Source organism: Actinomyces israelii (assembly GCF_030253495.1).
Classification (GTDB): Bacteria; Actinomycetota; Actinomycetes; order Actinomycetales; family Actinomycetaceae; genus Actinomyces; species Actinomyces israelii.
Genome location: NZ_CP124548.1, coordinates 3,811,278 through 3,831,803, shown reverse-complemented (window position 1 = coordinate 3,831,803; position 20,526 = coordinate 3,811,278). Strand labels below are relative to the sequence as shown.

At 68.9% G+C, this 20,526-nt stretch carries 21 protein-coding genes and 1 pseudogene; 9 read left to right on the top strand and 13 right to left on the bottom strand.

All coding sequences use genetic code 11. The features are described 5' to 3' along the window. Window positions 1-98: 98 nt before the first annotated feature. From AIF0345_RS15935 to AIF0345_RS15910, 6 genes are all read right to left on the bottom strand, one after another. A complete protein-coding gene (locus AIF0345_RS15935; protein WP_404975953.1) occupies window positions 99-1,901 on the bottom strand; it encodes a carbohydrate-binding domain-containing protein in 1,803 nt (600 codons plus the stop codon). Between the two features lie 150 nt (window positions 1,902-2,051). Further along, the gene (locus AIF0345_RS15930) at window positions 2,052-2,855 is read right to left on the bottom strand and encodes a polyphosphate polymerase domain-containing protein (protein ID WP_285296691.1); all 804 of its coding nucleotides are present in this window, start codon (window positions 2,853-2,855) and stop codon (window positions 2,052-2,054) included. A 42-nt stretch (window positions 2,856-2,897) separates the two neighbouring features. Continuing rightward, complete coding sequence (locus AIF0345_RS15925) at window positions 2,898-3,695, bottom strand: DUF4956 domain-containing protein (protein WP_285296690.1); 798 nt, start codon at window positions 3,693-3,695, stop codon at window positions 2,898-2,900. Window positions 3,696-3,978: 283 nt separating this feature from the next. Further along, complete coding sequence (locus AIF0345_RS15920; protein ID WP_285296689.1) at window positions 3,979-4,512, bottom strand: transcription repressor NadR; 534 nt, start codon at window positions 4,510-4,512, stop codon at window positions 3,979-3,981. 206 nt (window positions 4,513-4,718) lie between these two features. Continuing rightward, window positions 4,719-5,537, bottom strand: coding sequence for a polyphosphate polymerase domain-containing protein (locus AIF0345_RS15915; RefSeq protein ID WP_285296688.1), 819 nt, complete (start codon window positions 5,535-5,537; stop codon window positions 4,719-4,721). 53 nt (window positions 5,538-5,590) lie between these two features. Beyond that, the gene (locus AIF0345_RS15910; protein WP_285296687.1) at window positions 5,591-6,556 is read right to left on the bottom strand and encodes a DUF4956 domain-containing protein; all 966 of its coding nucleotides are present in this window, start codon (window positions 6,554-6,556) and stop codon (window positions 5,591-5,593) included. 716 nt (window positions 6,557-7,272) lie between these two features. Between AIF0345_RS15910 and nrdH (AIF0345_RS15905) the strand changes: the two genes are divergently transcribed. The 3 genes and pseudogenes from nrdH (AIF0345_RS15905) to AIF0345_RS15895 all read left to right on the top strand — a co-directional run. Beyond that, window positions 7,273-7,518 carry a glutaredoxin-like protein NrdH gene (gene nrdH / locus AIF0345_RS15905; RefSeq protein ID WP_285296684.1) on the top strand — a complete coding sequence of 82 codons (246 nt, stop codon included), beginning with the start codon at window positions 7,273-7,275 and terminating at the stop codon, window positions 7,516-7,518. A 5-nt stretch (window positions 7,519-7,523) separates the two neighbouring features. Further along, window positions 7,524-7,949, top strand: coding sequence for a class Ib ribonucleoside-diphosphate reductase assembly flavoprotein NrdI (nrdI, locus tag AIF0345_RS15900; protein ID WP_043563913.1), 426 nt, complete (start codon window positions 7,524-7,526; stop codon window positions 7,947-7,949). Beyond that, a pseudogene (locus AIF0345_RS15895) lies at window positions 7,934-8,131 on the top strand (hypothetical protein); the annotation flags it as partial. The gene nrdI (AIF0345_RS15900) and the pseudogene AIF0345_RS15895, both read left to right, overlap by 16 nt. Here the strand turns inward: AIF0345_RS15895 and AIF0345_RS16775 are convergent. The 5 genes from AIF0345_RS16775 to AIF0345_RS15875 form a co-directional block, all read right to left on the bottom strand. Beyond that, window positions 8,124-8,471: a transposase gene (locus AIF0345_RS16775; protein WP_353962054.1), complete on the bottom strand. Its 348-nt coding sequence runs from the start codon at window positions 8,469-8,471 to the stop codon at window positions 8,124-8,126. The pseudogene AIF0345_RS15895 and the gene AIF0345_RS16775 sit on opposite strands and share 8 nt — an antisense overlap. Further along, entirely contained in the window at window positions 8,443-8,760 is a 318-nt protein-coding gene (locus AIF0345_RS15890) for a hypothetical protein (RefSeq protein WP_229118618.1), read from the bottom strand. The genes AIF0345_RS16775 and AIF0345_RS15890 overlap by 29 nt, the downstream gene beginning before the upstream one ends. Before the next feature lie 103 nt (window positions 8,761-8,863). Beyond that, window positions 8,864-9,211, bottom strand: coding sequence for a helix-turn-helix domain-containing protein (locus AIF0345_RS15885; protein WP_285296685.1), 348 nt, complete (start codon window positions 9,209-9,211; stop codon window positions 8,864-8,866). Window positions 9,212-9,448: 237 nt separating this feature from the next. Then, on the bottom strand, window positions 9,449-10,606 hold the full coding sequence (locus AIF0345_RS15880) for a PTS transporter subunit IIC (protein ID WP_043564433.1): 1,158 nt from the start codon (window positions 10,604-10,606) through the stop codon (window positions 9,449-9,451). 167 nt (window positions 10,607-10,773) lie between these two features. After that, a complete protein-coding gene (locus AIF0345_RS15875) occupies window positions 10,774-11,274 on the bottom strand; it encodes a transcription repressor NadR (RefSeq protein WP_008732358.1) in 501 nt (166 codons plus the stop codon). 646 nt (window positions 11,275-11,920) lie between these two features. Here AIF0345_RS15875 and nrdH (AIF0345_RS15870) point away from each other — a divergent pair. The 6 genes from nrdH (AIF0345_RS15870) to AIF0345_RS15845 all read left to right on the top strand — a co-directional run bounded on the left by nrdH (AIF0345_RS15870) (window position 11,921) and on the right by AIF0345_RS15845 (window position 19,491). Further along, window positions 11,921-12,166, top strand: coding sequence for a glutaredoxin-like protein NrdH (gene nrdH, locus AIF0345_RS15870; protein WP_285296684.1), 246 nt, complete (start codon window positions 11,921-11,923; stop codon window positions 12,164-12,166). Window positions 12,167-12,171: 5 nt separating this feature from the next. Beyond that, entirely contained in the window at window positions 12,172-12,597 is a 426-nt protein-coding gene (gene nrdI / locus AIF0345_RS15865) for a class Ib ribonucleoside-diphosphate reductase assembly flavoprotein NrdI (protein WP_043563913.1), read from the top strand. After that, entirely contained in the window at window positions 12,582-14,738 is a 2,157-nt protein-coding gene (nrdE, locus tag AIF0345_RS15860; RefSeq protein ID WP_285296683.1) for a class 1b ribonucleoside-diphosphate reductase subunit alpha, read from the top strand. Before nrdI (AIF0345_RS15865) ends, nrdE begins: the two co-directional genes overlap by 16 nt. Before the next feature lie 617 nt (window positions 14,739-15,355). Further along, window positions 15,356-16,522, top strand: coding sequence for an ISAs1 family transposase (locus tag AIF0345_RS15855; RefSeq protein WP_285296682.1), 1,167 nt, complete (start codon window positions 15,356-15,358; stop codon window positions 16,520-16,522). A 338-nt stretch (window positions 16,523-16,860) separates the two neighbouring features. Then, window positions 16,861-17,748 (top strand): hypothetical protein, encoded by an 888-nt coding sequence (locus tag AIF0345_RS15850; protein ID WP_285296681.1) that lies wholly within the window; start codon window positions 16,861-16,863, stop codon window positions 17,746-17,748. Window positions 17,749-18,003: 255 nt separating this feature from the next. Further along, window positions 18,004-19,491, top strand: coding sequence for a sugar porter family MFS transporter (locus tag AIF0345_RS15845; RefSeq protein ID WP_084682631.1), 1,488 nt, complete (start codon window positions 18,004-18,006; stop codon window positions 19,489-19,491). 210 nt (window positions 19,492-19,701) lie between these two features. On the opposite strand, the gene AIF0345_RS15840 is transcribed toward AIF0345_RS15845, so the two are convergent. Both AIF0345_RS15840 and AIF0345_RS15835 read right to left on the bottom strand, forming a co-directional pair. Then, complete coding sequence (locus AIF0345_RS15840) at window positions 19,702-20,016, bottom strand: helix-turn-helix domain-containing protein (RefSeq protein WP_285296680.1); 315 nt, start codon at window positions 20,014-20,016, stop codon at window positions 19,702-19,704. Next, on the bottom strand, window positions 20,000-20,365 hold the full coding sequence (locus tag AIF0345_RS15835; protein WP_285296679.1) for a type II toxin-antitoxin system RelE/ParE family toxin: 366 nt from the start codon (window positions 20,363-20,365) through the stop codon (window positions 20,000-20,002). Before AIF0345_RS15835 ends, AIF0345_RS15840 begins: the two co-directional genes overlap by 17 nt. Window positions 20,366-20,526: the final 161 nt, after the last annotated feature.

The window sequence follows — 20,526 nt, the reverse complement described above, 5'->3', positions numbered from 1 at the left end:
GCCTCTTTCTTCCGCGAGATCGGTTCAGTTCCGCGCCGAGATCGGTCCGAGGACCGATCTCGGCGCGGAACTGAACCGATCTCGACGAAAAAGGGGGGTCAGCCTTTGGGGCCGGGGCCTCCCTGACCCGGAGCCTGTCCGCCCTCGGGACCACCCTGGTCGCCCGGTCCGCCGGGGCCTCCCGGGCCGCCGCCCATGCCCGCGCTCAGGGCCGAGGCGGTCGCGGTCGTCGAGCCGCCCGACGTCGTCGACACTGTGTACTCGACGCCCTCGCTCAGCCCCAGCACCGTCACCGCGTCGGCGGAGACCCTGCTGGTCAGCGTCCAGCTCGTGCCGTCCGCGCTCGTGACGGTGATCGTGTCGCCCTCGGCCACCGCCAGCGAGGCGGACACGCCCACCAGCGTCGTCTCCCCGTTGGCGTCCACCGACCCGTCCATCGCCCCCGCCGCGCCGCCCACGACGACCTCGCCGCCGGTGACGTGGGCCGAGCCGTTGGAGTCGATGCCGTCCGAGCTCGCGTAGTCGATCTGCACCTGGCCGCCCGAGATCGTGAGCGCCGAGCCGTCGTCGGACTCGGAGTCGGCGCTCTCATAGCCCTCGATGGTGGAGTCGCCGTTGGAGGCGTTGACGCCGTCGTCGCCCGAGGCGATGTCGAGGCTTCCGCCGTTCACATTGACGAACGCGCCCTGCAGGCCCTCGTCGGCGGCGTCGATGGTGACGCTTCCCGAGTCCTGGGCGTAGGCCACCCCGGCGTTGATGCCCTTGGGGGAGGGTGTGGAGTCCTCCTCGGCGGAGCCGGCAGACTGGTCCTGGCCGGGCGCCCCCCGCTCCGGCCCTCCCTGCCCCGGCCCCTGGTCCGAGACGGTGGCACTGGCCTGACCGCCGCCCGCGGTGATCGACAGCGTCGTGCCGTCCACCGTGACGTCGGTGGTCGCGGATACGCCGTCGTCCCCGGAGACGACGGTCACCGCGGCGGCCCCGAGCGCGACGAATCCCTTGGTCTCGTCGTCGTCCTCGGAGGACTTCAGGCCGTCGTCGCCCGCGGTCACCGTCAGCCTCCCCGAGCTGACGAGCAGGTAGTCCTTGCCGCGCACGCCGTCGTCGACGGCGTTGACCGTGATCGTCGGGCCGCCCGTGATGACGAGCCCGTTCTTCGATGAGATGCCGTCCTTGTACGAGCCGGTCACGTCCAGGGAGCCTGTGCCCGTGATGGTGAGCGTGTCCGAGGAGTACAGGGCGGCGGTGGCGGCGTCCTCGCCGGTGTCGGCGTAGGCGGGGCCGTCGGCCAGCGTGTTCGTCGTGCCCTCCGCCAGGACCATGACGGCGCTGCCGGCGTCCTGGATGTCGATCGCGGGTCCGTCGGCGTTGGTGATCGAGGCGCCCGCCAGGACGAGGCGGACGTCGGCGTCGTCGGCATCGACGACGATCTGGCCGTCGTCGAGGGTGCCGCTCACGACGTAGGTGCCGGAGCCGGTGATGGTGGCGGTCGCGCCGTCTGCGCCGTCGGTGGTGACATTGCCGGTGCCGGTCCCCGAGACCTTAACCGAGCTGCCCGAGGCCGTGATCGTCGTGGCGGCGGAGGAGTCGTAGGCGCCGGCGCTGTCGGCGCTCGTGGCGGCTGCGGCGGCCTCGGAGGTGTCGGCGTTCGCAGCCAGGATGTCGGCCGCGGACGCCCCGATGGAGGCCTGCCTGACGGCGCTGCTGATGGTCGTGCCGGAGCCCGACGACCCGCCGCTGGTCGCCGTCGTCGTCCCGCAGGACGCGACGAGCGCCGCCGAGGCCAGGACGGCGATCGCGCCGCCGGCGCGGCGCGCCCCGGGGCTGCGCGGGGCCGCGGCCGCCATCGATGCCGACTGGCGTGCGGCGAGGCGGCCGGTGAGGTGCTTCAGGGGGTTCAGCATGGGTGTCTCCTGGTGCCGGTGGTCCGGCGGCTGGTGCCCGGCTGCCGCCGGGCGGGGTCGGTTGTGGTCGTGGGTGCGCGGGCCCGGAGCCGGGCGGGCCCCGCGCCGGGCGGGCACGGCGGGCCCCGCGCCCGGCCGCGCGGCGCCGGCTCAGGCGGCGCCGGCCAGCTCGCGGGTGAGGAGCCGGTGCCACTTGTTGGCAGGCAGCCCCGGATGGAGCGCCGCCATGCCGGTGGCGTACTTCGAGATCCGTGCCGGCCGGTGGCCCCTGGCCCACAGCCAGCGGTCCGCGGGGCAGTGCCGGGCCGGGGTCTTCGTCTCGACGACGGCGAACGGCCCGGCCTCGCGCGGCGCACCCGGGCGGGGCGCGAGCGCGGCCCACGCCAGGTCGGTGTCGATGGTGGCGCGAGCGCCGTCGTCGGGCAGGTGCAGCGTGGTGCGGCGGTAGGTCGTCGCCATGACCGGCACCAGGCGGTCCGCGATGCGGCGCGCCTCCCGCGCGGACCCGGCCAGCGGCGCCAGGCACTCGACGACGAAGGCGGCCCCCTCGTCCGTCAGGCGGTCGGCGTCGGCGGTCCGGTAGGCCAGGCGCTGCTTGATGGTGGCCTCCCGCGGGCCTCGGGTCTTGACCTCCAGGAAGGTCAGGTCGGAGTCGAGGTAGGAGCGGGTGCGGATCTTGAAACGACGACGGCGCTTGCGGGCGGCCTGGAGGTAGGAGGCGAGCCCGGGGGTGTCGAAGTAGGTCGAGGCGTAGGAGAAGCAGCGGCAGCCGTCGATGTCGAGGACGAGGGCCCGGTCCGCCAGGGCATCGATGACGTCCTGCGCGGCGTCGGCGGTGATGAGGTACTTGCGGTCGATGCGGGCGAGCAGGCCGGCGGCGGCATTGAGCTCCTCCAGGGTCGTGGGGGTGAGGCGCCCCGTGCTGAGGGGGTCGGTTGGTGCGGTGACGGCCATGGCGGGCTCCTTGTCCGAGTCTTGTCCGGGTCCGGCTCGTCGTCAGCGGGCCGTCGCGTCGGCCGTGACACGGGTGGCCGCCGTGCTCTGCGGTCGGCCCTGCGGGTGGTAGGCCGGCGGCACCTGCTCGGCCGGGTTCCAGGCGTCCGCGGGGGAGGCCGCCGTCGGCACGGTGGCGGGAGCGGGCTCCGGGCGCTCCAGGTCCGCGAGAGTGGGCGTCAGGCCCGCGAGGGAGTGTGCTCGGCCGGCGAGGGCGGGCGCGTTCCCCCGAGGCGCGTCGTCCTGATCCCCGGGAGGGCGGACCCGGTAGCGGACGTCGACGAGGGTGGTGTCGTTGACAAGGTCGAGTCGCTGGACGTCGATGGAGTGGATCCGGGCGTTGAGCAGGTGGGCGAGGTGGTCGGTCAGGGCGGGCTCGTCGGCGATGGCGCGGTCGACCATGACCACCTGGTGGCGGCTGCGGCTCAGCAGGGCGGGGTGGTCGCCGATCCACAGGGAGGCGACGACGAGCGCCATGAGCACCGCCGTCGTCACCAGGGAGGCGCCGATGCCGCCGAGCAGGCCCAGGGCGAGCGCCGCGAAGAAGTAGGCGACCTCGTGCTGGGCGAGCTCGGTGGAGCGCAGGCGGATGATCGACAGGACGCCGAAGAGCCCCAGGCCCAGGCCGGCCCCCACGTCGGAGGTCGCCAGGAGGAGCGTCACCGCCAGCACGCCCACGTTGACGCCGATGTAGGCGGCCATGAGGTCCTTGCGGCTGTGCCGGCGGGCGTAGAGGGCGCCGACGAGGGCGCTCAGGGCGACCAGGTCGGCGCAGATGGCGGCGAGCGAGGCGACGGTCATGGCGAGGCTCCTAAAGGTCCTTGAGTCCGGGTGCGGAGTCCGGTCGCGGAGCAAGTCCCCGACCGGGCCGACCACGAGTCAACCCATCGAACTCATGAGAAGCCTGTGAGGCGTGCAGGAGATCTGTATGTTCTTCGACGACGGTCCTCGGCCTCCGGGTGCGGCCGCCACTGAACGGGGACCGGAGTGCGCCGGTGGCGCGCCGGTCCCCGGGCTCCGCGGGCAGCCGCCCGGGCTCCCACGCACGTCACCTCTCGGCGGCGGGGCTGCTCCGGAGGGCGTCTCAGCCGGCGTCCTCCGGGCGCAGGAGCCCCAGCGCGTCGAGCCGCCGGGCGATCGCGTCGAGGCGCTTCTCGGAGTCGGCCTCGATCGTGTGGGTGTGCCAGCCATTGGTCAGCTCGGCGAGGGAGGAGGAGGTGGTCAGGCGGGCGAGGAAGGCCTTGAGGTCGCGGCGGTTCCGGATGAGCAGGTCGGCGGTGATCTGGCCGTAGAGGCGGTGCTCGATGGAGATGTCGATGATGGTGCCACCGGCGTCGAGGATCGCGGAGAGCTCGGCGGGGATCTGCTCGCGGGTGTGCTGCACCATCAGCGAGCGCCGGGGCCGGGTCGCGGGGCGCGCCAGGAGGTATCCGCGGTTGGTGGCGTGGATCGAGTGGCCCGAGGCGCGCAGCAGGGCGACGTCGCCGACAATGATCTGGCGGGACACGCCGAGGTCCTCCCCCAGTCTGGCCGCGGGCAGCGGCGTGGTGGTGCCCTCCAGTCTCCTGAGGATCGCGTTGCGGCGGTCGGCGGCGTCCATACTCGGCTCTCCGGTCATAGTGCGTTCGTGCGTGGCTCGACCCACCGTAACGCGTCGCCCGGGTGCCGGGGGAGGCGCGCCCTGCGCGGTCCGGTCACGACGGCGGTCTTTCCTCGCGCGAGGCGGTAGACGCATGGTGCGGGCGGTCGTGGTGCCATGCGTCCCGGGACGGGCCGGGCCGGTGGCCGCGCCGGGAGGGACCCAGCCGGGCCGGTGGCCGCGCCTCAGCGGCCCTGACGCGCCGGAGCCTCGCGCTGGTACCTGTCGAGGTCCCGGGCGATTGTGCGGTGCCACCTGTTGGTGGGCAGCCTCTCGTGGAGCACCGCCATGCCGGTGGCGTACTTCGACAGTCGGGTCGGCCGGTGGCCCTGGGCCCACAGCAGCCTGTCGGTGGGGGCGGCCGTGGAGGGGTTCTTCGTCTCCATGACCGTCAGCCCGTTGATGGCCAGCCGGTGATCCGTCCGGGCGCCGTCGGGCCCGAGCGCGCCCCAGGTCAGGGCGGCGTCGATGGTGGCGCGGGCGCTGTCATCGGGCAGGTGCAGCGTGGTGCGCTCATAGGTGGTGTCCATGACCGGCACCAGGGCGTCTGCGACCTGGCGGGCCTCGTCGGGCGGGCAGGTGTCGGACTCCACCAGGCGCTCGACGACGAAGTCCCGGGCCTCGTCGGTGAGGCGGTCGGCGTCGTCGGGACTGTAGGTCAGACGGTCCTTGACCGTGGCCTCGCGCAAGCCGCTGGTCTTGACCTCCAGGAAGCACAGGCCGGAGTCCAGGTAGGTGCGGGTGCGGACCTTGTAGCGGCGGCGACGCTTGTGGGCCGCCAGGAAGAAGGCGTCCAGCGAGGGGGTGTCGAAGTACGTCGAGGCGTACTGGAAGCTGCGGATCCCGTCGATCTGCAGGACCTGGGCCTTGGGCGCGAGGAGATCGATGACGTTCTGGGCATCGGTGGGCGGGACCAGGTACTTGCGGTCCATGCGGGTCAGCAGGCTCGCCTCGGCGTTGAGCTCGTCGAGGGTGATGGTGCTGAGGTGCTCGGTGCGTGGCATATTGCCTCCTTCCGGTGCGATGGACGATGAGGCCGGTGCCGGGTCAGTAGGATCTAGTAGGACCTGGGATAGGACGGCGGCGACGTCCGCGAGGTCCGCGTCCGCGATGCGGGCGGGCTCTGCTGCGCCGCGGGCGGGCCCTGCTGGTCGGGCTGCTCCGGCTGTCTCCACTGGGTCCGCCGCTCCGAGCGCCTGGGCGGCGACGCTGCCGCAAGCTCCTGGGTCCGCGTGGCCGGGCCCTCGCGGGAGAAGGATGCGCGGCTCTCCCGGGGCGCCGTCGTCAGGCCGTCGCGGGAGTGGGCGGTCCGACCCCCCGACGACGCCGTCGTGGCCAGACCCTCGTGGGAGAGGGGCGCCAGGCCCTCCGGCCTCGCGGCCAGGCCCTCCGGGGGCGGCGCCGTCGTCAGGCCCTCCGGCGACGACGAGGCCCGCACCTGGTCGTGCTGCTGCACCTCGGCCTGAGGCAGGGGGCGGTACAGCTGGTAGCGGACGTCGACGACGGTGGTGTCGTTGACCAGGTCGAGGCGCTGGACGTCGAGATTGAGCACCTTGGCGTTGAGGAGCTCTCCGAGCCGGCCGGCGAGCTCGTCCTCGTCGCTGATGGCGCGGTCGAGCGTGACCACCTGGTTGCGGTTGCGGCGCATAAGCCTGGGGTTGTCGCCCACGAACAGAGCGGCGAGAACCAGTGCCATGAGAATGGAGGTCAGTCCAAGGCTGGTCGCCATGCCTCCGATCAGACCGAGGGCCAGGGCCGCGAAGAAGTAGGCGACCTCGCCCTGGGCCAGGGCGGTGGAGCGCAGACGGATGATCGACAGGACGCCGAAGAGCCCCAGCCCCAGCCCTGCGCCCAGGCCCTGCGCGTTGGACAGCAGGAGGGTGACCGCCAGGACGCCCACGTTGACGCCGATATAGGCGGCCACGAGGTCTCGGCGCCCGTGGCGGGGTATGTAGAGGGCTCCTACCAGGACGGCCAGAGCCACCATGTCGATGCAGATGGAGGCGAATGCAGCGAGGGTCATTGCCGGATTCCTTCCTTCTTGGTGGTTCGTCAGGGCAAGACAGGCCGGTGAGCACACTGCCCCGACCGGAGGCTTCCAGTCGAACGCCTAGATCTGTGAATAGCCTGTGAGTAGCCGGTAAAAGTTTATGAGTTTCTGAAAATGGGGCGGCCTCCTTCCGGCCCGGGGCGGGCCCGGGGTCGGCCTGGAGCGGCGGAATCGCAGTGCGGCGGCGGGCCTCCGCAGGGCGGGAGGGGCCCGGCGACGGCGTGCCGGAAGACGCGACACGCCCGACGCAACCCGCTTGCGGAGACGGGCTCCGCGGAGTTGTCCCCAGGGTGGGGACGGAGCCGGCCGGAGCGGTCGTGGAGACCTGTGGGTAAGGGGCGGAATTCGTGTCGCACCCCTGGGGGAGCATGGTTCCGCAGATCGGGGGCCGTCCGTCGGGTCGCGGCGCCAGGGGCTGCGAGCGGTGCGCGCCCCCGGCGTCCACAGGCCGGCGGCGGCTCTCCACAGGAAAGGAGCGGTTGTGCACAGCACCACCCGCGACACATCATGTAGTGGTGCTGGCGCGTTTCCACCACTAGGGGTAGTGTCTTGCCCAGCGAGGCGGGCATGCCCGCCCGAGAACTACACGAGCGTTGTTACGGCGGTGGAACCTCCCGGTGAGGGTACCGCAGGCGACGCCCGAGTGCTGTCCAACGACCCCTCCTCACCAGAGCCAGGAAGTGACCGATATGGCGATCACCGTCTACTCCAAGCCCAACTGCGTGCAGTGCGGCGCTACCTACCGCGCTCTGGACAAGGCGGGTCTGGTCTACCGGACGGTGGACGTCGCGCTCGATGTCGAGGCCCTGGAGCAGGTCAGGGCCCTCGGCTACGCCCAGGCCCCTGTGGTCGTGGCCGGAGAGGACCACTGGTCCGGTTTCCGTCCGGACAAGATCAAGGCCCTGGCCGTCGCCGTCGAGGCCCTCGCGGTCTGAGGGGCGTGCCCGCCTCGAGTCCCGGGGGCGGCCCGCTCCTGGTGTACTTCTCCTCCGCCTCGGAGAACACTCACCGCTTCGTGGGCAGGCTCGGTTATCGCAGTGCGCGTATTCCGCTGCGCCGTCGGGATGAGCCGCTCACGGTCGGTGAGGAGTACGTCCTGTTCGTGCCGACCTACGGCGGGGGGTCCGTCAGGGGGGCCGTGCCCAAGCAGGTCATCGCGTTCCTCAACGACCCGCGCAACCGTTCCCTGTGCCGGGGCGTGATCGCCTCGGGGAACACCAACTTCGGTGAGGCGTACTGCCTCGCCGGCGACATTATCGCGAGCAAGCTCGGGGTGCCGTTCCTGTACCGCTACGAGCTTCTGGGGACGCCCACCGACGTCGCACGCGTCAGACAAGGATTGGAAGACTTTTGGCAGACACGCTGACGGACACCGGGCTGGAGCCCGCCCCCTCCCCGGAGTTCGACTACCACGCTCTCATGGTCGAGGAGGGCTACTACGAGGGGGGCGTCCTGGAGCGCTACTCCCCGGAGTTCGTCAAGGCCGCCTTCAAGGCCGCCTACGCGCACAGGTTCCGCTTCGGGACCTTCCTGGGCGCCTTCAAATATGGCTGGACTTAAACAAGATCGGTGTGTGGTGGCGTGACTGGGAGGTGCTCGAAGTCGTAGTCGAAGGTGCGGTTGGTGATGTAGGCGGTGAAGGCCGCGAAGGTGTTCTCCGGGGCGAGCGCGGGGGGTTGGCGATGTTGGCTTTGGCGGCATCCCGTATGTGTTCTGTGAGACCCAGGGTCGGGGCGTAGGGGGGGGGCATGTAGATGGGTGTGATGCGCTCCAAAGCCTGACCGGGGGCATAAAGATCGTTCAAGGCCTTGGCGTGGTGGAACCTGGCGTTGTCCAGGACCGCCGCGATCTTCTTTCCCTCATCGGTCTCGCGCGCCAGGCGACCCATCGTGAGGGCGGGTCCGCTCGGCGTTCTGGTTTCCCTCGATGGGGTGGATCCTCATTTTCTTGGTCGTCAGGCTCAGCGCCCCGAAGAACGACCGACTCACTTTCTTGCGGTCCACGTACAGCTTTGTTCTCTTCCCCTTGGGAAGCCACATGCGCCTCGTCTCGGCCTCGTGCTCCACGCGGACCTCGTCGTCGGTACAGGGCTCCCAGCCGTCCTGGAGCAGACCGGCGACCTGGTCCCGGATCTCGGCCATCCGCCTGGTGATGGCCTTCTCGTCGCGGCGCCCCACGAACGGGTCGGGGAGCAGAGGCTCATGCCCGACAAGCGCATGAGCAGCCAGTATGAGGACTCCGACCTGTACTCGACGCCGAATCTGATCAGACGCGACATCCTCAAGGAGCCGGAACGTCCCAGAGCTCGGCCCAGGCGCCCGCCTCCGAGGGCGGCTTGTTAAAAATCTCCTCCCGCTCCTCCTTCTGCGCCCTCCTGAGCTTTGCCGCGTTCCTGCCCACGGCGTGACCGGTTACCACGGAGCCCAGTCTGCGCCTCCGCCACTGTGACAGCCACTTGCGCACTGTCTTCTCGGCCCGCTCGACCATCTCTGCGATAATATCCAGGCCGACGCCGCGGGCAGCGTACGCAATCGCCTCCGTTTTCATTCTCACCAGCTTGTAGGTGTCCGAATGCTTCTTCCGCCTGATGAGGACGCCTCGCTCCTCGTTCGTCATGTCGATCTGCACGAGGCGATCCTCATGCGCGATCCCCGTAAATACCAGCCAGCAATCTCGCAGCAGCCGCCCCAGAATGTCGTTTTGTTTAATTCCGGCCATGGGACCCAGACAAATTACCGACCCTGGCAGGGGTGGGATACCGGAGAGCGGGGTGGCTGGAGGTGGCTGAGGTTCGGCTGGGGGAGGGCTGAGAGTGGTTGAGGCGGTTGGCGCGGCGTGGCCGGGTGGGGGCGGCTGCGGCGGCCCTCAGCCGGCGGCCAGGGCCATGTCCCCCGGTTTGATCCAGCCGCGGGCCCGCATGAGCTCGCTGATCCCCAGGGTCAGCAGCGCGGGGATGAGGATCTGGAAGACGACTATGAGGGCGATGAGCCGCCCGGTGGAGGTGGAGGCCGACATTGTCTGGAAGGTCATGATCTGGCCCACGAGCCCCGCCGAACCCATGCCCGAGCCGATGGCATTGGACTGCATGCCCAGCACCATGGTGGTGATGGGGCCCAAGATCGCCGAGGCCAGGGTGGGCGGCACCCAGATGAGGGGGTGGCGCACGATATTGGGCACCTGAAGCATGGAGGTGCCCAAACCCTGGGCGATGAGCCCGGCGAAGCGGTTCTCCCGATAGCTGGCCACGGCGAAGCCCACCATCTGCGTGGTGCAGCCGATGGTGGCCGCCCCGGCCGCCAGGCCCGAGAGGTCCAGGATGATGCCCAGGGCCGCCGAGGAGATCGGCAGGGTCAGGATGATGCCCATGAGGGCAGAGACGATAATGCCCATGAGCAGGGGCTGGCGCTCGGTACCCCAGTTGACCAGCTGGCCCAGGCTGATCATGAGGCGCGAGATCGGCGGGCCCACCAGCAGGCCCGCGCTGCCGCCGGCGCATACGGACAGGGTGGGGGTGACGAGGATGTCCAGGCTGGTGCGGCCCGCCACCAGGCGCCCGGCCTCCACTGCTGCCCAGGCGGCGATGAAGGCGCCCAGTGGCTCGCCGGGGCCGTTGAGGACCAGGGCCGGTGCTCCGCCGTCGGACTGCAGGGCGGTGCCCGACAGCAGGGCCGCGGCGCGGGCGCCCACCTGCCCGGCCACCATGGCGCCCACGACGACGAAGGTTGGCGCCTTGAGGCGGTGGGCCACACCGACGCCGATGCCCGCCCCGGTCAGGGAGGTGGCGATCGCCCCCAGGAGAGTGAGCCAGGTGCCGGCGGCGCCGGGCAGGAGCCTGCCGAGCTGGCCCAGGATCGTTCCCAGGATGAGGGAGGCGAACAGGCCGTGGGCCATGCCGGTCATGGCGTCGATGAGGACGCGGTGGGCCAGGGCGCGCAGTGCGGGCAGGAGGTGGCGCAGCAGGGAGGCTGCGGAGGTGGTGGCGGTGCTTGCGGCGCTGGTGGTGGGTGTGCGGTTGGTGGTCACGGGGCTGCCTTGGAGTCGAAGGGGGCGCGAGGCCCATGGGTGTCAAGACACCTGGCAGCCTATCTCTCGGATGCCGTCAGTGTCATGACACATGGGTGGGATGCGTGTCACGGAGGCAGGGGTGGCCTGGGGCGTGGGGGAGTGCGCTGCGGGAAACGGGCGGGGCGCTACCGCAGGAAGCCGAGTTCCCCCATCCGGGCCTCGACCGCATCGAGGGCGGCCTCGTCGTCGGCCTCGATGGTGTGGGTGTGCCAGCCGTTGGTCAACTCGGACAGGGCCGTGGACCGGGGCAGGCGCGCCAGGAAGTGGGCGAGGTCCTCGGGGCTGCGGATGAGCAGGTCGACGGTGATCTGCCCGTAGAGGCGGTGCTCCACCGAGACGTCCAGAACGCTCCCCCCGACCTTGATGATGGCGCTCAGCTCGATGGCGATGTCCTCGCGGGTGTGCTGGACGAAGATGGAGCGGTGCGGCCGGGTGGCGGGACGGGCCAGCACGTAGCCGCGGTTGGTGGCGCGGATGGGGTGGCCCTCGGCGCGCAGGAGGGCGACGTCGCCGACGATGACCTGGCGCGAGACGCCCAGCTGCGCGCCCAGGCGGGTGGCGGCCAGGGGCCTGCGCGTGGCCGCGAGGCGGTCGAGGATCTCCTGACGGCGTATCCCGGCGTCCATGGGCGGTCCTTTCTTCTCAGGCTCTCTCAGGCTCGTGGTGCGGCCGCCCTGCGGTGGCCGGCGCGGGGACCGTGGCGGTAAGCCTATGCGCGGTGGGGGGGCTGCGGGGAGGGCGAGCGGCGGAGCCTGTGCGGCGGTGACTGGCGCCTTGCGGTTGGCGGGCTGAGGGCTGGTGGGCTGGCGGCTGCTGGTTGGTGGGCTGACGGCGGTGGCGACACGCGGAAGGCAGGTGTGACGCAACCGAGATTTGCCGGACTTGTCCCCAGGGTGGGGGCCGGTGTGCTCCGAGCGGGACGGCGGTGCTGTGGTTAAGGGGCCCTCTTTCGTGTCACACCCCCGCAGGACCATGGTTCTGTGGATCGGAGCGGGAGCCCCGGGACGGCGCCCCGAGGCGCGCGGGGCGACTATCCACGGTCCCTCCACAAGCGGTCCCGGAGCTATCCACAGGCGAGGAGGTCATTGTGCACAGGTCGGCGCCAGACACAGCATGTTGGGGTGGTGGACCCGGTGGACCCCTAGGGGTAGTGTCTTGTCTCGCGGGGCCGCCATGGCCTTCCGCGAATGACAGATGTGTGGTTACACCGGCGCGATCCCCCTGCGGGGTGATACGTCCGGCTCGCCACCGGAACCCGAGGAAGTGACCGATATGGCGATCACCGTCTACTCCAAGCCCAACTGCGTGCAGTGCGGCGCTACCTACCGCGCCCTGGACAAGGCGGGTCTGGTCTACCGGACGGTGGACGTCGCGCTCGATGTCGAGGCCCTGGAGCAGGTCAGGGCCCTCGGCTACGCCCAGGCCCCTGTGGTCGTGGCCGGAGAGGACCACTGGTCCGGTTTCCGTCCGGACAAGATCAAGGCCCTGGCCGTCGCCGTCGAGGCCCTCGCGGTCTGAGGGGCGTGCCCGCCTCGAGTCCCGGGGGCGGCCCGCTCCTGGTGTACTTCTCCTCCGCCTCGGAGAACACTCACCGCTTCGTGGGCAGGCTCGGTTATCGCAGTGCGCGTATTCCGCTGCGCCGTCGGGATGAGCCGCTCACGGTCGGTGAGGAGTACGTCCTGTTCGTGCCGACCTACGGCGGGGGGTCCGTCAGGGGGGCCGTGCCCAAGCAGGTCATCGCGTTCCTCAACGACCCGCGCAACCGTTCCCTGTGCCGGGGCGTGATCGCCTCGGGGAACACCAACTTCGGTGAGGCGTACTGCCTCGCCGGCGACATTATCGCGAGCAAGCTCGGGGTGCCGTTCCTGTACCGCTACGAGCTTCTGGGGACGCCCACCGACGTCGCACGCGTCAGACAAGGATTGGAAGACTTTTGGCAGACACGCTGACGGACACCGGGCTGGAGCCCGCCCCCTCCCCGGAGCTCGACTACCACGCTCTCAACGCCAGGCTGAACCTGTACGACGCCAGCGGGAGGATCCAGTTCGACGCGGACCGCCAGGCCGCGCGCCAGTACTTCCTCCAGCACGTCAACCAGAACACGGTCTTCTTCCACGACATCGAGGAGAAGCTCGACTACCTGGTCGAGGAGGGCTACTACGAGGGGGGCGTCCTGGAGCGCTACTCCCCGGAGTTCGTCAAGGCCGCCTTCAAGGCCGCCTACGCGCACAGGTTCCGCTTCGAGACCTTCCTGGGCGCCTTCAAGTACTACACCTCGTACACGCTCAAGACCTTCGACGGAAAGCGCTACCTGGAGCGCTTCGAGGACCGGGTCACCATGGTGGCCCTGGCGCTGGCCGACGGCGACGAGCAGCTGGCCCTGGACCTCATCGAGGAGATGATGACCGGCCGCTTCCAGCCGGCCACGCCCACGTTCCTCAACGAGGGCAAGGCCCAGCGCGGCGAGCCCGTCTCCTGCTTCCTCGTGCGCATCGAGGACAATATGGAGTCGATCGCCCGGGGCATCAACTCCGCCCTGCAGCTGTCCAAGCGGGGCGGGGGAGTGGCCCTGCTGCTGAGCAACCTGCGTGAGATGGGCGCGCCCATCAAGCGCATTGAAAACCAGTCCAGCGGCGTCATCCCGGTGATGAAGCTGCTGGAGGACTCCTTCTCCTACGCCAACCAGTTGGGGGCGCGCCAGGGCGCGGGGGCCGTGTACCTGCACGCCCACCACCCCGACATTATGCGGTTCCTGGACACCAAGCGCGAGAACGCGGATGAGAAGATCCGCATCAAGACCCTGTCGCTCGGCGTCGTCATTCCCGATATCACCTTCGAGCTGGCCCGGAATGACGAGGACATGTACCTGTTCAGCCCCTACGACGTCGAGCGCGTCCACGGGGTGCCGTTCGCGGACCTCGATGTCACCGAGAAGTACCGTGAGATGGTCGACGACGCGCGCATTAAGAAGACCAGGATCAACGCGCGCAGGTTCTTCCAGACCCTGGCCGAGATCCAGTTCGAGTCGGGCTACCCGTACGTCGTGTTCGAGGACACGGTCAACCGCGCCAACCCGGTCAAGGGCAAGGTGGTCATGTCCAACCTGTGCTCGGAGATCCTGCAGGTCTCCGAGCCGAGCGTGCTGAATGAGGACCTGTCCTACGCGCACGTCGGCAAGGACATCTCCTGCAACCTGGGCAGCCTCAATATCGCCAGGACCATGGACTCTCCGGACTTCGCCAGGACGGTCGCGACCGCGGTGCGGGGGCTGACCGCCGTCTCGGAGCAGACGCGCCTGCCGAGCGTGCCCTCCATCGACCGAGGCAACCGCGAGTCCCACGCCATCGGGCTCGGGCAGATGAACCTTCACGGCTTCCTGGCGCGCGAGAGGATCTTCTACGGCAGCGAGGAGGGCCTGGACTTCACCAACGTCTACTTCGCCTGCGTGCTCTTCGCGGCCCTGAGCGCCTCTCACGACCTTGCCGTCGAGCGCGGTGAGGCCTTCGTCGGCTTCGAGGAGTCCGCGTACGCCACCGGCGAGTTCTTCGAGAAGTACACGACCCGGGACTTCGTTCCCGTCACCGACCGCGTCCGGGAGATCTTCGAGGCCTCCAGCGCGCACGTGCCCACGCGCGCGGACTGGGCGGAGCTGGCCGAGAAGATCCGGCGCGACGGCATCTACAACCGCAACCTGCAGGCGGTGCCGCCGACAGGCTCGATCTCCTACATCAACCACTCGACGTCGTCGATCCACCCCATTGTGGCCAAGATCGAGATCCGCAAGGAGGGCAAGATCGGGCGCGTCTACTACCCGGCTCCCTACATGGCGGACGACAACCTGGAGTACTACCAGGACGCCTACGAGATCGGCCCGGAGAAGATCATCGACACCTACGCCGCGGCCACCCAGCACGTGGACCAGGGCCTGAGCCTCACCCTGTTCTTCCCGGACACCGCGACCACGCGCGACGTCAACCGGGCCCAGATCTACGCCTGGCGTAAAGGCATCAAGACCCTCTACTACATCCGCCTGCGCCAGGCGGCCCTGACCGGCACCGAGGTCGAGGGCTGCGTCTCCTGCATGCTGTAGAGACGGTGGTTGGCGTTGACTGGTGCTGAGTTATGGGCACAAAGATTCTAAATGGTGTCGCCGGCTGGGAGTCCGCTCGCCCGTACCGGGTTTTTATAGACGAGTCGGAGGTTCGTGGTTACACGATTGTCGCAGTATTGGTTAGACCGTCTGACGTGCATAAAATAAGAACGATTTTACGCACGCATTTGCGGTCGAATCAACGGTCCCTGCATTTCACCAATGAGCGTCCCTCTGTAAGACGAGCGGTTGTGTCGGATATTCAGCAGATGAATATCGGTATCGAAATATATCACCTTGACAGTCCCCCTAGGGTGGCTCGACCAAAAATTCTTAAGGTGCTAGCGAGACGGCATCGACGCTCAGGCTGTCAGCAACTCGTCCTGGATCAGGATGATTCGGTTCTGAAGCCGGACAAGCAAGTTCTAAGTCAAGAACTCAGTCATGGCTGGGATGGTACTTTCGATCACCTGCACGCTCGCGAAGAACCATTGCTATGGTTGCCCGATGCAGGGGGTCGGCGTAGTCGTGGGTGTGTTGGTGGGGGTGCGGCGCGGTTCCTGGGGTGACGATGGGTGTGTCCTACGCACCCTTTCGTCGTCAGGAGCCGCGCCGCTATGCCATCTTCCCCTATCAACATTGCTGGGCGCCAGCCGAGCCTGATGCAGGTCTTGTCCACCGTGCCCGATCCCAGGTGCGCCCGGGGAATGAGGCACCGGCTGGAGGTGATCCTGGCCGTGGCGGTGGGGGCCGTGCTGTCCGGAGCGCGCAGCCTGCTGGCCATCGGGCAGTGGGCCGCCGGCCTGGACGCCGAGGCGCGCACAAGGCTGGGCCTGCCCGCCTCGGCGCGCCTGCCCGAGGAGACCACGATCCGCCGCGTCCTGTCCAGCGTCGACGGAGCCGCCCTGGACGCGGCCGTGGGAGCGTGGATGTGGTCGCGCACCGCCGCCACCGTCGCGGGCAGACGCGTGCTGGCGGTGGACGGCAAAACCATGCGGGCCACCGCAACCCACCTGCTGGCCGTTCTGGATCACGCCACCGGCGCGGTCGTGGCCCAGCAGGAAGTCGGGCCCAAGACCAACGAGATCCCCGCCCTGCGGGACATGATCGACGATCTCGTGGCCCGCCTGCCGGGCCTGGACGGCGCGGTGACCACCGCCGACGCCATGCACACCCAACGGGCCACCGCCGAGGCGATCACGGCCCGCGGGGGCCACTGGGTCCTGACCGTCAAGGCCAACCAGCCCAGGCTGCTGGCCCAGCTCAAGGCCCTGCCCTGGAAGGACACTCCCGCCACCACCGCAGCCGAGCGCTCCCACGGCCGATACGTGCGCAGGACCATCAAAGCACTCCAGGCACCTCAATGGATCGACTTCCCCAACGCCGCCCAGGTCCTCCAGATCCGGCGCACCCGCACCACCAGGACCAAGGACGCAAGCAACAAACGCACCACCGAGACCGTCTACGCCATCTGCTCCCTGGACATGATCGCCGCCCCGCCCGATCACGTAGCAGCCTGGATCCAAGGCCACTGGGGAATAGAGAACCGCCTCCACTGGGTCCGCGACGTCACCTTCGACGAGGACCGCCACCAGCTGCCCACAACCACCACCGCCCGAGCCATGGCCACACTCAGGAACACCGCCATCAGCCTCATCCGCCTCACCAGCCCCGACCACCCCAGCCGACAACGCCGAAAAAGCAGCATCGCCTCCACCTGCCGCTACTGGGCAACCCACCCCCACCAAACCCTCCAACAACTCACACAACAACCCACCCCATAACAACGCCGACCCCCTGTTGCCCGATGCTATCGCCTGGTGCTGGTGCAGAGGGGGAGAGTGGAAGAGGATGGCTCGCCTGATGAGGCCAGTTGAGGTTCCTATAACCCTCTAAGAAGGCGCGGAACCCGGCTCGCCCACCGTCCGGAGGGCTGCCGGGCCCACTTCGCAGGGCTACTGCCCCTTGCGGGACCAGGGTACGCAGGCGCTGCCTGCGACGCAAGTGTTTGTGTCAGCGCTGGCGTAGCCTGATCCCGGGGCGACAGGCGCGCGGGTACCCTGCTCCCATGCCTGTCTCGCTGCCGCGACGCGCCTTCGCGGTCTCCTCGGTCCTGGGCGTCATGGGCCTGCTCGGCTGCGGTGCCAATGCGCACGGCAGAGAGGTTGAGGACTACTTCGAGGGCTTCCCGATCGTCCAGGACGCATCGGCGGATCGCACCGGCGACTCCGCCAACGGCTATCGCACCGATGTTCAGCTGACTCTTGTCGACGACGCCGAGCTCGAGCAGATCCTGGACATGCTCGCTCAGGCTCGCACCGCGTACACCAGACGCGGGGCATCGGTCTTCCCGACTCTCGTGTGGAGTGCCTCGGGCACCGCCGTGACACTGAACCTGCCGGATCTGGGCGATAAGAATGAGGATCCCGAGCGGGAGGAGGAGATGGTTCGGCTGGCGGCGGGTCTTGCCGGCGGATCGGCGCAGAGCGTGAGCGGCTCTCAGACCCAGATCGAGATTGATCGCGGGGACGGGGACGACCTGCCCGATGATCTTGTTGTCTCCTGCCCCTCCTCTCCCAGCGGCACAGTGTACGTCGTGAAGGACCACGTGGGGCTGCCCGGCTGGAGCGTGACGGTCGGCACCGCCAGCGGCGAGGACCTTTCCGCGGTTCTGCTCGGCAAGGTGATCAGCCGCATGATCGTTCGCGGAACGGCTTCTGACCCTTACTCGCTGACCTTGGAAAGCGAATCTGCTTCCGAGAGTGATCTCGTGACCCTGACGGTTCATCTTCCTCAGAGCGTCTCCGGATCCGAGAAGGACGCCGCGGCTGCCGTCCTGCGGGCCGTCGTCGACACGCCGGTGCTTGAGTACGTCGATATCTATGGCGTGGAGGATGGCACGCGCTTCTCATACACGGTGAAGGACGGCGTCCCCGGCGTTGACGCGGAGGCCTCGAGCTCGGCCCGCGAGGCTCGGGAGATCCTCAACAGGGCCGGCGTCAGGTCGTGACGGTCCTCAGGCGCTGCCCAGCGCGGCGCCTCGGGGTCTGCGATCGCTTACTACGCTCCTTTGTCCCTTACTACGCTCTTTCTCCTCGTACAGTAAGGGACAAAGGAGCGTAGTAAGCGAGGAGGCCGGACGGGGCGGGGCCGAAAACCGTGTGTGACCGGGCGCACCGACGTACGCTTGACGGGTCCGCACCCCGTGCCTGCCGCGGCGCAGTGCACGACAGGCACGGGCCGATGACGACGTCAGGACATCACCATGCCAGATCCTGCCCATTCCAACGACAACCCACCGTCCACCTCCGACTCCAGCCCAGAATCCACCTCGGCATCCGGCTCAACCGGCTCGTCCACCGTCAGCCGCCTCAACGCCCGAGTCATCGGCATCTGTGTGGCCGCCGCACTCGGCGGCTTCCTCTTCGGCTTCGACACCGCGGTCATCAACGGCGCCGTCGACGCCCTCGCCGGCACGTTCGAGCTCAACGCCGCGCTCAAGGGCTTCGCCGTCTCCTCCGCCCTCATCGGCTGTACCCTCGGCGCCTGGTTCGCCGGGCCTGTCGCCAACCGCATGGGCCGCGTGCCCGTCATGCTCATCGCCGCCGTCATGTTCCTGGCCAGCGCGCTCGGCTCCGGCCTGGCCTTCGGGGTCGTCGACTTCATCGTCTGGCGCGTCGTCGGCGGCCTGGGCGTGGGAGCCGCCTCCGTCATCGCCCCGGCCTACATCGCCGAGGTCTCCCCGGCCAGCGTGCGCGGGCGCCTGGGCTCCCTCCAGCAGCTGGCAATCGTCGTCGGCATCTTCTCCTCGCTGCTGGCCGACGCCATGTTCGCCGGCCTCGCCGGCAGCGCGGCCAACGAGCTCTGGTTCGGCATGGAGGCCTGGCGCTGGATGTTCATTGCCGAGGCCGTGCCCGCCCTGGTCTATGGCCTCTTCGCCTTCCGACTGCCCGAGTCCCCGCGCTTCCTCGTGGCGCGCGGCGACTACGACAAGGCGTCCCAGGTCCTCTATGACTTCACCGGCATCGTCAACGTCAACCTTAAGATCGAGGAGATCCGCTCCACCATCGACTCCGCCAAGCGCGAGTCCCTGGCCGACCTGCGCGGCAGCACCCTCGGTCTCAGGCCCATCGTCTGGGTGGGCATCCTGCTGTCGATCTTCCAGCAGTTCGTGGGCATCAACGTCATCTTCTACTACTCCACCACCCTGTGGCGCACCGTCGGCTTCCAGGAGTCCGACGCCCTGACCATCACGGTCATCACCTCGGTCACCAATATCGTGGTCACCATTGTGGCCATCCTCCTGGTGGACAGGGTCGGACGGCGGCCCATGCTGCTGGCCGGGTCGTTCTTCATGACCGTCGCCCTGGGGCTCATGGCCCTGGCCTTCTCCTTCGCCAACGTCAGCGACGGTGAGGTCACCCTGGAGGCCCCCTGGGCTCCCATCGCGCTGGTGTCGGCCAACCTGTTCGTAGTGGCCTTCGGAACCACCTGGGGCCCGCTGGTGTGGGTGCTGCTGGGGGAGATGTTCCCCAACCGTATCCGCGCCGGAGCGCTGGCGGTGGCGGCGGCCGCCCAGTGGGTGGCGAACTTCGTCATCTCCACGACCTTCCCGGTCCTGTCCAATATCGGCCTGACCTTCGCCTACGGGTTCTACGCCCTGTGTGCCCTGCTGTCCCTCGTCTTCGTCTTCCTCAGGATCCCCGAGACCAAGGGCAAGGAGCTGGAGGACATGGAGGAGCTGACGGTCTGATCCGACGGTCCGGATGACTGGTTCCGGGGCTGGGTGCGCCGCTGATCGGGAGCTGCTTGGGAAGCTACGGCCTCCGCGCGCTTCTCAGGTGCCGGCGGTTCCGGGCGTGGTGGGATCGGCACGATCCCGCGAGATCCTGCTCGAGGAGGCCCGCGCGGTCGCCGACGTCGAGAAGTGTCTGCGCCGTCGAGATGGAGCGGGCAGGCGCAGTCAGGTTGCGATGATGAGACGCTGGTCCCCGAAGGCGGCGGTCACCTCTACAGTTCCGCCGAGCGCGGTGATGTAGGCGTGCAGAGTTGCCAGACCGGAGCGGCTCAGGTCGCCCGACTCGAGTGCTGAGACTGTCGGCTGGGTCAGGCCCATCCTCTCGGCGACCTCGGCCTGTGTCAGTCCCTGCTGCTCGCGGATCTCCCGGAGCCGGTATGCCGTCTGCTCTGCCGCGAAGCGCGCTCGGTGCTCGGTCACAGCACTCTCGTGCGGCGGCCGGCGGCGGCGCACGGCCTCCCAGCTACTCGTTCTCGTCATTATTGCTCTCCCTCAGCCATTGATCGAATCGGAGCTCGGCGAGCGGGATGCTTTCCCGGTACCACTGCTGCCAGCGCCCTCGTTTGTCCCCGGCGATGAGGAGCACGGCTCTTCTGCGAGAGTCGAAGGCGAACAGGATGCGTATCTCGCTGCGCTCGGAGGATCCGGGACGAAGTTCCTTCAGGTTGTGATAGTGGGAACCGATGAGCAGGTCGACAAGTGGCCGTCCAAGGGTCGGTCCGACTGCCGCCAGGTGATCGATGGCGGCGGCGACCAGGTCGTAGGAGACGTCGTCGAGACTCAGCAACCATGACTCCACGTCCTCCCACAGGATTACCTCCCATGCCACTCATCCAGTATAGATCATGGTCTATACCGGATGGAAGCGGGGCCGTGCCCGCCGCTGTGGTTCGGCGCCGGTGCAGCCGCGGGATCGGCACGATCCCGCGGCTGCACCGGCGGCGGAGCTGCGGGCGAGAAGCGGCCGGCCCGCTCACCACCTTCGGAATC

Excerpts from the sequence above, each read along its gene's own strand:
- AIF0345_RS15935 (WP_404975953.1), bottom strand. The coding sequence starts at position 1,901 with ATGCTGAACCCCCTGAAGCACCTCACCGGCCGCCTCGCCGCACGCCAG.
- AIF0345_RS15930 (WP_285296691.1), bottom strand. The coding sequence starts at position 2,855 with ATGGCCGTCACCGCACCAACCGACCCCCTCAGCACGGGGCGCCTCACC.
- AIF0345_RS15925 (WP_285296690.1), bottom strand. The coding sequence starts at position 3,695 with ATGACCGTCGCCTCGCTCGCCGCCATCTGCGCCGACCTGGTCGCCCTG.
- AIF0345_RS15920 (WP_285296689.1), bottom strand. The coding sequence starts at position 4,512 with ATGACCGGAGAGCCGAGTATGGACGCCGCCGACCGCCGCAACGCGATC.
- AIF0345_RS15915 (WP_285296688.1), bottom strand. The coding sequence starts at position 5,537 with ATGCCACGCACCGAGCACCTCAGCACCATCACCCTCGACGAGCTCAAC.
- AIF0345_RS15910 (WP_285296687.1), bottom strand. The coding sequence starts at position 6,556 with ATGACCCTCGCTGCATTCGCCTCCATCTGCATCGACATGGTGGCTCTG.
- nrdH (WP_285296684.1), top strand. The coding sequence starts at position 7,273 with ATGGCGATCACCGTCTACTCCAAGCCCAACTGCGTGCAGTGCGGCGCT.
- AIF0345_RS16775 (WP_353962054.1), bottom strand. The coding sequence starts at position 8,471 with ATGGGTCGCCTGGCGCGCGAGACCGATGAGGGAAAGAAGATCGCGGCG.
- AIF0345_RS15875 (WP_008732358.1), bottom strand. The coding sequence starts at position 11,274 with ATGGACGCCGGGATACGCCGTCAGGAGATCCTCGACCGCCTCGCGGCC.
- nrdH (WP_285296684.1), top strand. The coding sequence starts at position 11,921 with ATGGCGATCACCGTCTACTCCAAGCCCAACTGCGTGCAGTGCGGCGCT.
- AIF0345_RS15855 (WP_285296682.1), top strand. The coding sequence starts at position 15,356 with ATGCCATCTTCCCCTATCAACATTGCTGGGCGCCAGCCGAGCCTGATG.
- AIF0345_RS15850 (WP_285296681.1), top strand. The coding sequence starts at position 16,861 with ATGGGCCTGCTCGGCTGCGGTGCCAATGCGCACGGCAGAGAGGTTGAG.
- AIF0345_RS15845 (WP_084682631.1), top strand. The coding sequence starts at position 18,004 with ATGCCAGATCCTGCCCATTCCAACGACAACCCACCGTCCACCTCCGAC.
- AIF0345_RS15840 (WP_285296680.1), bottom strand. The coding sequence starts at position 20,016 with ATGACGAGAACGAGTAGCTGGGAGGCCGTGCGCCGCCGCCGGCCGCCG.